Genomic DNA, 11,784 nt, shown 5'->3' on the forward strand with positions numbered 1-11,784 from the left:
CTCGATACGAATTGGAAACCCACGCGTATTGTTGCCAATTGGAGGAAATCATACTCATCCGCGCCACAAGCAGCAACGAAAAAAGCGACCCGCTAAGGGCCGCTTTCTCATACCGCTATTATTCGCTCAAACCATAGATTTTGTACAGGTCCGTCAGCATCAGGTTAGCTGCTTTGATACCGCCCGCAGTGTTCCAGATTGCATCGTCCACTTTGTATGCTTGTCCGTTCTTAACCGCCTTCAGGTTCTTCCAGAGCGGATCGTTCGTCCATTCTTTCTCGGTGTCGCTCGCTTTGCCGTCGCCAGTCTCATACGTGAAGTAGAAGATCCGGTCTGCATCCGCTTCCGGCAGACGCTCTTTCGTGATTTCATCGACGAAAGTGTCCTTTGCATTCTTCGTCATCTCTGTCCGAGCAAGGCCGATTTGATCAAAAATAATGCCGGAGAACGTGTTGGTATGATAAACGCGTGTTTTGCCAGCCATGAAGCGGACGACGGATACGGTTTGATTCAATTTGTCGCCGGCTTTTGCCTTGAAGTCATCAATGCGGGCATCGAAGTCAGCGATCAGCTTGTTGCCTTCCTCTGTCTTGCCAACAGCCTCGGCATATAGCTTAAAGTTGACCTTCCACAAGCCGCGCAGGTCTTCCGCCATGACGGTAGGCGCAATAGCTTGCAGCTGCTCGTACACTTTCTCCTGGCGCATCTTGTTGCCGATAATGAGATCCGGCTGCAGACCGGCAATAAGCTCCAGGTTCGGTTGGCTTTCCTCGCCGACAACTGTGACGCCTTCCATCTCATCCTTAATATGCGAATACCAAGGATCGCCTGTCCAAGATTTAACGGCGCCGATCGGCTTGATGCCAAGCGCGAGAAGCGCTTCTGTGCCTTCGTTTGTCAGAACGACGATTTTCTTCGGTGTGCCCGTAATTTGCGTTTCACCCATGGCGTGCTTCACTGTACGTGTTTCCTTATCGGAAGATGGTGCAGCAGCTTCATTGCTTGTATTGGTGGATTCGGAGTTCGAAGCCGTGTTGTTGTTCTTGGTGTTAGAGTTGTCTGAGCTACCCGAGCTATTCCCGCAGCCTGCGACGATAACAGCCAGAATAAGGGTCATGATGGTCCACAGAACAGTGCGGCTGCCCTTGCGTGTGGATGTGGTACGTGATGCGAACATGAATAATTCCTCCTAATGCATGATGCTTTTTTTTGAACAAAATGACAAGCTTTGTTGAGAAGCATTATCAGTGACAGTTACAAACTATACGCCCCTTGGAAAAGAATTGTCAACAAAAATATGATAATGATTATCAGTGTCATTGACAACATGGGAAGATGCCTCTAAAATTTGACGAGTACAAAAGGGCGCTCCATAACGAGATTCGCCCAGATTGGAAGAATGCACACTTATGAGACTGGCCTTATACTTGTCGTTGTCACTCGTTCTACTCGTTATTGCACTCGTATGCAGCATAGCTTTTGGCGTTACCGATATTCCGCTTCGCGTCGTCTGGGACTCTATCATCCATGGCGGCACGAGCAATGAACAGCTGATTATTCGCACAACGCGGGTTCCGCGCGCACTCATTGCAGGGGCCGTAGGCGCAAGTCTTGCCGTTGCAGGAGCGCTGATGCAGGCTATCACACGCAACCCGATCGCCTCGCCCAGCACGGTGGGCGTAAACTCCGGCGCGACATTCTTTATTATCGTTGCGGGCGCATGGCTAGGTGTATCTGGCCTGCATGCTTTTACACTGGTGGCTCTGGTCGGTGCGGCTATAAGCGGCACGATTGTTTTCGTCCTCGGCAGCATTGGGCGGGACGGCATGACGCCGGTCAAGGTCACGCTGAGCGGAGCCGCGATGGCCGCGTTCTTCGCATCGCTCACGCAAGGCGTTATGCTGACGGATGGTAAAATGTTCGATCAGATCCTCATGTGGCTGGTCGGCTCTGTTGCAGGTCGTGATATGGCGCAGCTCGAGGCCGTATGGCCGTATATGGCTGTCGGCATGATCATCGCGTTATGCCTGCCGAGCCACTTGAACGTGCTCGCGATGGGAGATGATATCGCGGCAGGGCTTGGGCAGCGCACGGTGCACATCAAGGTGTTCGCCGCGGCTGCAATCATACTGCTTGCAGGCGGCGCGGTCGCAGCTGCGGGACCGATTGCATTCATCGGCATTATCATACCGCATATTGTCCGTTATATGGTTGGAACCGATTACCGCTGGATCTTGCCGTACAGCGCGGTTTACGGCGCGATTCTGCTCGTGACGGCTGACCTTGGCTCGCGTTACATCGCGATGCCCAAAGAGATCCCTGTCGGGGTCACTACGGCGATCATCGGCGTTCCGTTCTTCGTCTATATCGCTAGGAAAGGCAGACAGCGCCATGGGTAAATATCAATCATTACGCACATCGAAGGTTTCGCTTCTTATCGAGAAGCGAACGATCTGGATATCCCTTCTCTTGCTCGCCCTTTGCTTGGCTGCCGCGATTATAAGCGCAGGCAGCGGCGGACAGTCGATCTCGCCGCTGAATGTCATTAAGGTGCTCCTCGGCGGCGGCAAGCCGATGGATCAAGTCATCATCGAGAAGCTGCGGCTGCCGCGCATCGTCATCGGCATTCTCGTCGGCGCATCGCTCGCGGTCGCGGGCGCTGTGCTGCAGGGCATCATCCGCAACCCGCTGGCATCGCCGGACGTGGCGGGCATTACGGAAGGCGCATCGCTCGGCGCCGTGCTGTTCATCTTTCTCTTCGGCGGCGCGGTATCCGTCCACTGGCTGCCGTTGTTCTCGATTACCGGCGCGTTCCTCATGACCGCGCTGCTGTATGTGCTCGCTTGGAAACGCGGCGTGGAGTCGCTGCGGCTCGTCTTGGTCGGCATCGGCGTCTCTGCTGCGATCAAGTCGGTCTCGTATATGCTTATTATTACGGGACCGATGGCTCTCGCCCAAAGGTCGCTCACTTTCATGACGGGCAGCATTTATGGGACCTCCTGGGACAAGGATGTCATGACGCTGCTGCCGTGGGTGCTCATTCTGCTGCCGATTACATGGCTGCAAGCAAGGAACGTGAACATCCAGTCGCTAGGCGACGATGTCGCGAGCAGTGCCGGCGCACAGGTACAACGCCAGCGGCTGGTGCTCATCGCGCTTAGCGTAGGGCTCGCGGGGGCCGCCGTCGCCATTGGCGGCGCGATTGCTTTCATCGGCCTGATGGCGCCGCATATCGCGCGGAAGCTAGTCGGCTCGTCCTTCGGCAGCGTCGTGCCGGTTAGCGCACTTCTCGGGGCGCTCATTCTGCTCGTCTCGGACGTTATTGCGCGAACGGCATTTCTGCCGAACGATGTGCCGGCAGGCGTCTTGACGGCGGCAATCGGCGCGCCGTTCTTCATGTTTTTGCTCTATCGGAACCGAAATCGCAGCTAGCAATGAGGCAAGGAGGCTTACGGCCATGAGTCAATTAGAAGCTAGAGGACTAAGCTTGTCCTATGGCGGCAGTTATATATTTGAGGATCTGAATCTGTCGATTCCGAAAGGCAAGGTAACGGTGTTCATCGGAAGCAACGGCTGTGGCAAATCAACGCTGCTTCGCTCGATGGCGAGGCTGCTGAAGCCGCAGCGGGGAAGCGTCGTGCTGGAGGGTGCGGATATCGCGGGCATGTCCACGAAGGAGGTCGCGCGCAAGCTGGCCATTTTGCCGCAAGGTCCGACGACGCCGGAAGGACTGACCGTGCTGCAGCTGGTGAAGCAGGGTAGATACCCGTATCAGTCCTGGCTGAAGCAGTGGTCGCAGGAAGACGAAGCGAGCGTGCAGGCTGCGCTATTAGCAACGGGTATGACAGAGCTAGCCGAGCGTGCGGTCGACGCACTCTCCGGCGGCCAACGGCAGCGGGCGTGGATCGCGATGACGATCGCGCAAGAGACGCCGATTATTCTGCTCGATGAGCCGACGACATATCTCGACTTAACGCACCAGATCGAGGTGCTTGATCTGCTCGACGCGATGAACCGCAACGAGCAGCGAACCGTTGTGATGGTGCTGCACGATATTAATCTCGCATGCCGTTATGCGGATCATATCGTCGCCATTCGTGACGGTCGTATTGAGTCGCAGGGACGGCCGGATGAAGTCATTGATGAAGCGCTGATTGAGAAGGTGTTCCGCCTGAAGTGCGACATTATTCCTGACCCGCTGTACGGAACGCCGCTGTGCATTCCGCATGGCAGCGGAAGAAGGCGCACGTCGGCTGCTCCCCAAGTGAGGCAGCCGGCAGGGGTATCTTAAGAACGCTAGAATAGGCTGTCCGATTCGTCTGGCGTTTGAGCGCAGACGAATGGACAGCCTTATTTTGTTAGCTGAGGGCACGTTGACAGGGGTTCATTCATCCGATAATATACCCATAGGGGTATAAGTAATCGACGCAAAAAGCTCCGAAAGGCGGCCGCAGCAAATGGATTATCACTATACGGATGAATTAAAGGCGCGCTTAAGACGCATGGAAGGTCAAGTACGCGGTGTCCTCCGCTTAATGGAGGAAGGCAAGTCATGCAAGGATGTGGTCAGTCAGCTGTCCGCCGTTCGCGGTGCAGCAGATAAAGCGATTGCCCAGATCGTCGCAGAGAATTTGCAGCGGTGCATGAAGGAAGAGCAGGCTGCGGGGCGGGACACGGACAAGCTGGTGAAGGAAGCGATTGAGCTGCTCGTGAAGAGCCGATAATCGGCCTTGAAGGTACGCCTGCTACAAATCACCTAGAGGAGGACGACAACAATGGCATTTCAAGTAGCACGAGAGCTTTCACCGCAGCAGTTGGCTGCACAGTTAAGCCAAGGCGAGCAGCCGTTCATGCTTGATGTTCGCGAGCTGAATGAATGGGCGGCAGGACATCTGGCTGGAGCGGTCCATATTCCAGTTGGTCAGCTATTGGAGCGGTTAAATGAGCTGCCCGCAGGACGCGAGCTGGTCGTTATGTGCAAGGCTGGCGGCCGAAGTGGACTGGCCTGCGAGCTGCTCAGCGAGCGGGGCTATGATGTAATCAACCTGACCGGCGGCCTTATGAGCTGGACAGGCGAGCTTGTACAGGACTAGCAAGGAAAGGAGTGCACGAACTCATTGGAAACTGCAATTAATCTATTATTTATAGTGCTTATCGTGTGGTTTGCCTATACGCGATTCGGCCCGACGAAAGGACTGCGCACACTGAAGGACGTCGACTTCCGCAGCAAGCTCGAAACGGCACCGGAAGCGATGCTCATCGACGTACGCGAGCCAGCCGAGTTCGCAAGCGGCGCCATTCCTGGCGCGATCAACATTCCTCTATCGCAGCTTGGACAGAGAATCGGGGAAATTCCGCAGGAGCGCGATCTGATGCTGTATTGCCGCAGCGGCATGCGAAGCAAGACGGCAGCGAGGATGCTGAGCCGGAATGGCTATCGCCATATTAATCATTTGCAGGGCGGCATAAGCGCTTGGAGCGGCCGAGTTGTGCGGTAACGGATCGAGTCCCTTTTTACGGCTGACATCGGCTGCAAAGGGGCTCTTTTTGCATCATTTTGCCCATTTAGGTCACACTAGAAATATTGCTGGTTGGTTCAGTTGGAACTATTTGTACACAAAATCTAACGTTGACGTTAACGTTATAATGGGAGTAAGATGAGATCAACGACAAATACATTTTACCTATGTGCCTAAGAAGGGAGGATTCACAATCAGTGGAACGATTCAAAATTGACGATGTCGCAAAGGCGTCCGGTTTAACGAAACGGACGATTCGCTATTATGAGGAGCTCGGGCTTCTTCCTGCTCCTGAGCGGACGGATGGCGGTACAAGGCTGTACACGCAAATGCATATCGAGCGGCTGAAGCAGCTCATTGACGCTCGTGACGTACTTGGCTTCTCGCTGCAGGAGTTGGTCGATTTCGTTGCCATCCGAGAAGAGCTTATACAGCATCGGGATGCTTACCGTCAAACCGAAGAGGCCGAGTTGAAGCGGGGGAAGCTGCTTCAAGTAGGGGAGATGCTCGACAAACAGCTGGCGATGATCGACATCAAGCTTGAGAAGATTGCGGAGTTCCGCAAGGAGATTGAGAAGCTTCAGGTGCGTGTTGCTAACGCATTGAACCAACCTATACCAATTAAAGAAGGAGAGTAATGCAATATGACTTCACCAGCACGCCAACACGTTCGTGCAGAAGCGCCCACTGGGGGCGCTCCTGCCCCAAAACAAAGTATGTTTAACCAGCCAATCGCGGTATGGGCAATCGCATTCGCCAGCATTATCGCCTTCATGGGTCTCGGTCTTGTTGACCCGATTCTGCCGATGATGAAGGATCAGCTGCACGCAACGGACAGTCAGCTCACGCTGCTGTTTACAAGCTATAACGCGGTTATGGCAATTGCGATGCTCGTTACAGGTGTCATCTCCGCGAAACTCGGCATTAAGAGGATGCTGCTTACCGGTATCGTCATTATAGCCATTTTCTCCGCGCTTGCCGGAAGCGTTGATGAAGTTATGGATATTGTTTGGCTTCGCGCAGGCTGGGGTCTCGGCAACGCCTTCTTCGTCGCAACAGCGTTATCCGCGATTGTCTCCTTGTCCCGAGTCGGCGTCGCCAAATCGATCATTTTGTTCGAAGTCGCGGTCGGTCTTGGCATCTCCGTAGGCCCGCTGCTTGGCGGCGAGCTTGGCGCAGTTTCATGGCGCGCTCCGTTCTATGGTGTTGCAGGACTGATGGTGCTTGCGTTCTGTCTCATTCTGTTCATGATGCCGAAGGCGTCTGCCAAAGCACAAGCAGCAGCTGTGAAATCGAAGAAGAAAGCTTCGCTGCTGGATCCGTTCCGCGCGCTCAAGTACCGTGCATTGTTCATATTCGGCTTGTCCGCAGCCTTCTATAACTTTGGCTTCTTTACACTGCTTGTATACGCAGCGCTTGTGCTTGGACACATACATCATTTGGATGTACACGGTCTTGGCTATGTGTTCCTGGGCTGGGGTCTTATGCTTGCCTTCACGTCGGTCGTTACCGCTCCGAAGCTACAACAGCGCTATGGCACGATCAAATCTATGTGTGTACAGCTTCTGCTGTTTGCCGCAACGTTGTTTGCAATGGGCTACTGGACAACGAATGAGACTGTCATCATTCTGATGGTTATTATCGCGGGAGCTTTCCTTGGAAACAACAACACGCTTATTACAACAGCTGTTATGAATGCAGCACCGATCGAGCGTCCGACAGCATCGGCTGCCTACAGCTTCCTTCGCTTCATCGGCGGCGCGCTTGCACCATATTATGCGGTTAAATTTGCGGAATGGTTCGACTTCCATGCACCGTTCTACATCGGCGGCGGATTCGTCCTTCTGGCCGTCATCTTAATCTGGCTGAACCGCAAGCATCTGAAGCATGTTGATGAGGCGGAAGCGCATTAATGAAAGTTGAGCCTATTTTTTCGGTCGAAATATAACGTTTACGTAAATGTTATGAATGACAAAAAACTCCTTCGGGAGTTTTTTTTGTTGCTTCCAAGGCTCGTGAAAGCTGTTACGATAGAGAAAGAGAAGGATTTTTCTAAAGGAGAGGATCGAACGATGGCGGAAGTGGATAGCCGCACGGCGGGAGTCTATGAGTGCAAAGCATGGAACGAGCAGGACGGCTGGGCTCCGCATGAGTGGGCCCAGCTTGCGGATACGGTTAGCGGCGAAGCGCCTGCGGAGCGGACTCGCGTGCGGTGTGGCTGGACGAATGAAGCGCTGCTGATTCAATTTCTTTGCGTAGACACGCATATCGTATCGGATTATACACAGAAGGACGAGCCGCTGTACAACCAGGATGTCGTGGAAGTATTTATTGATGAGCGGGGTATCGGCACCGGCTATTTAGAGCTTGAAGTGAGCCCGCGAAATATCGTGTTTGACGCTCGCATCACTAACGTAGATCACCGTGCAGTCGATATTGATCTCAGCTGGAATTTCGATGGACTGTACACATCGGTCAGTCGGACAGTGGATGAAGAACTGCTGTATGAGATTCGCATTCCAGCTCGTAATTTCGAGACTCGGCTAGAAGAAGGGCTCCGCTGGAAAGTGAACTTCTACCGCATCGACGAGAGCGTAGACGGTGTGCGCGAATATCAGGCTTGGCAGTCTACGGGAGCGGTGCAGTTCCATATGCCGGGCAAGTTCGGTACGCTTTTATTTGTGTGAGGAGCATAGAGCTTGTGTTCACCTTGAAATTTTGGGACAATACGAACAAAGAATGTGCACCGGGACGACTATGTTAAGGTGTTGAAAAGAGGATCTATCATGCATAAACCATCCATCTATGGATTGACGTTCGAGCAGCTGACGGCCTGGCTTGCGGAGCGCGGACACAAGAAGTCGCGTGCGCTTGCGGTCTGGGATTGGCTGTATCGGAAGCGGGTGACGAGCTTCGGCGAGATGACGGATGTGAATCCGATCTGTCTTGCGCTGCTGGCGGAGCACTTCGATATCCAGACGCTGAGCGAGCATACGAAGCAGGAATCAGCGGACGGCACGATTAAATTTCTGCTGAAGCTGCAAGACGGCAACTTGATCGAAACGGTATTGATGCGTCACAAGTTCGGCTTGTCCGTCTGTGTGACGACCCAGGTCGGCTGCAATATTGGCTGCAGCTTCTGCGCGAGCGGACTGCTCGCGAAGAGCCGCGATCTGACGGCGGGCGAGATCGTCGGGCAAATTATGAAGGTGCAGCTGCATCTTGATGCGATGAGCAATGACGAGCGCGTCAGCCATATCGTGGTGATGGGCATTGGAGAGCCGTTCGACAACTTCGAGAATATGATTGATTTTCTCGATGTGGTTAAGGATCACAAGGGACTCGCGATTGGCGCGCGCCATATTACGGTATCGACGAGCGGGCTCGCCAGCAAAATCCGGGAGTTTACCGACCGAAATGTCGGCGTGAACCTCGCCGTATCGCTGCATGCGCCGAACAACGAGCTGCGCACCCGCATTATGAAGATCAACCGGGCGATTCCGATTGAGGAACTGATGGGAGCGATCGACTATTACCTCAGCAAGAACAAGCGACGCGTGACGTTAGAGTATATCCTGCTGCGGGATGTGAACGATCAGAAGGAGCATGCTCTGGAGCTCGCCGAGCTGATCGGCGATCGTCGCCAGCAGGTCAATGTGAACCTGATCCCGTACAATCCGGTCGATGAGCACAGCCAATACCAGCGCAGCGAGCAGGACTCGATCCGCGACTTCTACGACATATTGAAGAAGCAGGACGTCAGCGTCAGCGTACGCCTTGAGCACGGAACTGACATTGACGCTGCTTGCGGGCAGCTGCGGAGTAAGCAAATAAAAGCTTCGGTATAAAAGTGAATCAATGGGTCAGGTGGAATCAGCCGCTGCACGAGCGGATTATTGTTCCGATCGCTGCGCTTCTGCACAACGATTCCGCCCTCTCCGCTATTGATTCTGCTTCCCTTTATTACATTCATACCTATGCCAGGCAGAAGAGCACATCCGAGATGACACTACCTCGGATGCGCTTTTTTTTTATTGTAACAAGACCGCAAGGATTGTCAGGTGCCGCACGAGGCGCCGCTCTACAATGAGGATAAGAGGAGGTGATCCGATTGAAGGAAGAGCAGCGGTACGCGGGCATTATACGCGTAGCCGAATTCATCGAACGGCACTTGCAGGAGGAGCTTCATCTGGAGGAGCTGGCGCGGCTGACGGGATACTCGCCGTTTCATTTTCACCGGCTATTCTGCGCCTGCACGGGAGAGACGTTGTCCCAGTATATCCGTGAGCGGCGGCTCGCTTATGCGGCACAACGGCTGAGAAGCACGGATGAATCTGGGACGCGAATTGGGTTCGATATTGGCTATGGCAGCCATGAGTCCTTCATCCGCTCGTTCGAGAAGCGATTCGGTGAGCCTCCCCAATTATTCCGAAGGAGAGCGTGTACGATGAGAGAAGCGAAGATTGAAGTGCTTCAAGCTGCGCATGTTGCGGGAGTCGTGTGCCAGACGGATACGTCGAAGGACCGTCATATTGCAGGGGCATGGAAGACGATCAGCGAGCTGTGACCGCAAATTACGGGTAAAGTGCGCGAAGAGCACTGTTACGGGCTTGAGCTCTATGAGCCGCAAGCAGGTGCGCGAAGCGGGCAGTTCACGTACATGGCAGGTGTGCAAGTATCCGATCTGTCTGCCTTGCCTCAAGGGGTATCCGGCTATACGATTCCGGGAGGCAGGTACGCCGTGTTCACGCATGTTGGTTCCACCGAGCTGCTTGGCGAGACGTTCGGCTATATTTATGGAGAGTGGCTCCCAGCGTCCGGCGAAACGCTGCGAGAGATGAACGGTACCCATAGCTTCGACCTTGAGTTCTACGGTCCCCGCTTTCAAGAGGGGCGAGCGGACTCGGAGCTCCAAATTTACGTGCCGCTCAATTAATCAGCTGAAGCGCGATCTGCCCTGAGCAGATCGTATTCCCCTCACGGTCAACACTGTTGATCGGAGGGGATTTTTTAATATCGGGAGGGGAGGAATAAGACGCAAAGCGTGCAGGGTAAGCTCTTATAGGGGTAACGATTTCTGTCAACAATGAAAAAGTTAGGCGAGTGCGACCAAATCGGTTAAAATAGAAGAATCAACAGGAACGGGGCTGGATCGATGGCGAAGGAAGAAATGATTTTGACCAAGGATGGTTATGATAAACTGCAGGAGGAGCTCGACGACCTCAAATACGTGAAGCGCAAGGAGTTGGCGGCGCGTATTAAGCTGGCAATCAGCTATGGCGACTTGAAAGAGAATAGCGAGTATCATTCCGCGAAGAATGACCAGTCGTTCATGGAGACTCGCATTATTATTTTGGAGAAAATGCTCGCAACGGCGCGCGTTGTGGAAGCTGATCCGAACATGGACACGGTACAGATAGGTTCAACGGTCATTCTGCACGATGTTGAGTTCGACGAGAAGATTGAGTATCAAATCGTCGCGCCGGCTGAAGCTAACGTGGCGGAGAACAGTATTTCATACGAAAGCCCGCTTGGCAAAGAGCTGCTGGGCAAAAAGATCGGGGTCTCCATCAACGTCAACGCACCGATGGGTGTCATTGTATACAAGCTACTCGAGATCAAGGCGTTCTAATACGGTTTATACAATAAGGCAGGCATTTACGTTCCAGACAGGGAGCGGGATGCCTGTCTTTTTCTATGTACGCATCCAGGCACTTGCTGCTCCGTGGCATTCGTACGAGTGCCAATCCCGCATGCAAAGAAGAGGCGATGGCCTTCCGTGTCAAGCGTACAGGCCGCCGCTATAAGCAGTGCATAGAATATGGTGTACTCCACAAGAGGAAGGAGTGATTCCTTAGTGAATTACCACCAAGCATTAGCAGGCGCAGGAATGGGTCCTAGCAACAACGTAGCTGGCGCTATGTCAGGCGGCGAATTCTGTCCGGACTGCCCTACACAAACGATGTATGATCCGCCGGTCACGATGTACGAAGATGTCTATCATCCACAGCTGGTCAATGTCGTTCATGCGGTCAATGTTGTGAAGCAACATCACTGCTGCCCTGTTTACAATCACTGTTACACGTACTCCGAGCAGGATGTTATGGCTAGAGGCAAAGCTCGAGTATCGAGCGTCAAACGCGCTAAGAAATCCGTCAAGAAACGTTCTAAAAAATAGTTCAGCATATGCGATAGCACGCCAAGTAGCTCGTAAGGCGACTCCCTTCGCAGGGGGCTCGTCTCACGGGTTATTTGTGCGTGTGCG

The 11,784-nt window shown here is 53.6% G+C and carries 15 protein-coding genes; 14 read left to right on the forward strand and 1 reads right to left on the reverse strand.

Annotated elements, in window-relative coordinates; genetic code table 11:
* Positions 1 to 118: 118 nt before the first annotated feature.
* Entirely contained in the window at positions 119 to 1,177 is a 1,059-nt protein-coding gene (locus tag BMY11_RS10400; protein ID WP_090574863.1) for an ABC transporter substrate-binding protein, read from the reverse strand.
* 232 nt (positions 1,178 to 1,409) lie between these two features.
* On the opposite strand from BMY11_RS10400, the gene BMY11_RS10405 reads away from it, so the two are divergent.
* The 14 genes from BMY11_RS10405 to BMY11_RS10470 all read left to right on the forward strand — a co-directional run bounded on the left by BMY11_RS10405 (position 1,410) and on the right by BMY11_RS10470 (position 11,697).
* Positions 1,410 to 2,399, forward strand: coding sequence for a FecCD family ABC transporter permease (locus BMY11_RS10405; protein WP_090574866.1), 990 nt, complete (start codon positions 1,410 to 1,412; stop codon positions 2,397 to 2,399).
* Positions 2,392 to 3,432 carry a FecCD family ABC transporter permease gene (locus tag BMY11_RS10410; protein WP_090574869.1) on the forward strand — a complete coding sequence of 347 codons (1,041 nt, stop codon included), beginning with the start codon at positions 2,392 to 2,394 and terminating at the stop codon, positions 3,430 to 3,432. Before BMY11_RS10405 ends, BMY11_RS10410 begins: the two co-directional genes overlap by 8 nt.
* Positions 3,433 to 3,457: 25 nt before the next feature.
* On the forward strand, positions 3,458 to 4,291 hold the full coding sequence (locus tag BMY11_RS10415) for an ABC transporter ATP-binding protein (protein WP_090574872.1): 834 nt from the start codon (positions 3,458 to 3,460) through the stop codon (positions 4,289 to 4,291).
* A 166-nt stretch (positions 4,292 to 4,457) separates the two neighbouring features.
* A complete protein-coding gene (locus BMY11_RS10420; RefSeq protein WP_090574875.1) occupies positions 4,458 to 4,724 on the forward strand; it encodes a metal-sensitive transcriptional regulator in 267 nt (88 codons plus the stop codon).
* A gap of 51 nt (positions 4,725 to 4,775) precedes the next feature.
* Positions 4,776 to 5,093, forward strand: coding sequence for a rhodanese-like domain-containing protein (locus BMY11_RS10425; protein WP_090574878.1), 318 nt, complete (start codon positions 4,776 to 4,778; stop codon positions 5,091 to 5,093).
* A 24-nt stretch (positions 5,094 to 5,117) separates the two neighbouring features.
* Entirely contained in the window at positions 5,118 to 5,498 is a 381-nt protein-coding gene (locus BMY11_RS10430) for a rhodanese-like domain-containing protein (protein WP_090574880.1), read from the forward strand.
* 218 nt (positions 5,499 to 5,716) lie between these two features.
* Positions 5,717 to 6,157 (forward strand): MerR family transcriptional regulator, encoded by a 441-nt coding sequence (locus tag BMY11_RS10435; protein ID WP_090574883.1) that lies wholly within the window; start codon positions 5,717 to 5,719, stop codon positions 6,155 to 6,157.
* 6 nt (positions 6,158 to 6,163) lie between these two features.
* Positions 6,164 to 7,432: an MFS transporter gene (locus BMY11_RS10440; RefSeq protein WP_090574886.1), complete on the forward strand. Its 1,269-nt coding sequence runs from the start codon at positions 6,164 to 6,166 to the stop codon at positions 7,430 to 7,432.
* Between the two features lie 159 nt (positions 7,433 to 7,591).
* A complete protein-coding gene (locus BMY11_RS10445) occupies positions 7,592 to 8,206 on the forward strand; it encodes a carbohydrate-binding family 9-like protein (protein ID WP_177182587.1) in 615 nt (204 codons plus the stop codon).
* 99 nt (positions 8,207 to 8,305) lie between these two features.
* Entirely contained in the window at positions 8,306 to 9,367 is a 1,062-nt protein-coding gene (gene rlmN / locus BMY11_RS10450; RefSeq protein ID WP_090574892.1) for a dual-specificity RNA methyltransferase RlmN, read from the forward strand.
* Positions 9,368 to 9,630: 263 nt separating this feature from the next.
* The gene (locus tag BMY11_RS10455) at positions 9,631 to 10,086 is read left to right on the forward strand and encodes a helix-turn-helix transcriptional regulator (RefSeq protein WP_177182588.1); all 456 of its coding nucleotides are present in this window, start codon (positions 9,631 to 9,633) and stop codon (positions 10,084 to 10,086) included.
* Positions 10,087 to 10,104: 18 nt separating this feature from the next.
* The gene (locus tag BMY11_RS10460; protein WP_177182589.1) at positions 10,105 to 10,455 is read left to right on the forward strand and encodes a GyrI-like domain-containing protein; all 351 of its coding nucleotides are present in this window, start codon (positions 10,105 to 10,107) and stop codon (positions 10,453 to 10,455) included.
* Positions 10,456 to 10,674: 219 nt separating this feature from the next.
* Positions 10,675 to 11,151, forward strand: coding sequence for a transcription elongation factor GreA (gene greA / locus BMY11_RS10465; protein ID WP_090574901.1), 477 nt, complete (start codon positions 10,675 to 10,677; stop codon positions 11,149 to 11,151).
* 225 nt (positions 11,152 to 11,376) lie between these two features.
* A complete protein-coding gene (locus BMY11_RS10470; RefSeq protein ID WP_090574904.1) occupies positions 11,377 to 11,697 on the forward strand; it encodes a hypothetical protein in 321 nt (106 codons plus the stop codon).
* Positions 11,698 to 11,784: the final 87 nt, after the last annotated feature.

It is taken from the genome of Paenibacillus sp. OV219, assembly GCF_900110075.1.
Lineage (GTDB): Bacteria > Bacillota > Bacilli > Paenibacillales > Paenibacillaceae > Paenibacillus_Z.

Excerpts from the sequence above, each read along its gene's own strand:
- BMY11_RS10410 (WP_090574869.1), top strand. The coding sequence starts at position 2,392 with ATGGGTAAATATCAATCATTACGCACATCGAAGGTTTCGCTTCTTATC.
- BMY11_RS10440 (WP_090574886.1), top strand. The coding sequence starts at position 6,164 with ATGACTTCACCAGCACGCCAACACGTTCGTGCAGAAGCGCCCACTGGG.
- rlmN (WP_090574892.1), top strand. The coding sequence starts at position 8,306 with ATGCATAAACCATCCATCTATGGATTGACGTTCGAGCAGCTGACGGCC.
- BMY11_RS10425 (WP_090574878.1), top strand. The coding sequence starts at position 4,776 with ATGGCATTTCAAGTAGCACGAGAGCTTTCACCGCAGCAGTTGGCTGCA.
- BMY11_RS10420 (WP_090574875.1), top strand. The coding sequence starts at position 4,458 with ATGGATTATCACTATACGGATGAATTAAAGGCGCGCTTAAGACGCATG.
- BMY11_RS10405 (WP_090574866.1), top strand. The coding sequence starts at position 1,410 with ATGAGACTGGCCTTATACTTGTCGTTGTCACTCGTTCTACTCGTTATT.
- BMY11_RS10415 (WP_090574872.1), top strand. The coding sequence starts at position 3,458 with ATGAGTCAATTAGAAGCTAGAGGACTAAGCTTGTCCTATGGCGGCAGT.
- BMY11_RS10400 (WP_090574863.1), bottom strand. The coding sequence starts at position 1,177 with ATGTTCGCATCACGTACCACATCCACACGCAAGGGCAGCCGCACTGTT.
- greA (WP_090574901.1), top strand. The coding sequence starts at position 10,675 with ATGGCGAAGGAAGAAATGATTTTGACCAAGGATGGTTATGATAAACTG.
- BMY11_RS10445 (WP_177182587.1), top strand. The coding sequence starts at position 7,592 with ATGGCGGAAGTGGATAGCCGCACGGCGGGAGTCTATGAGTGCAAAGCA.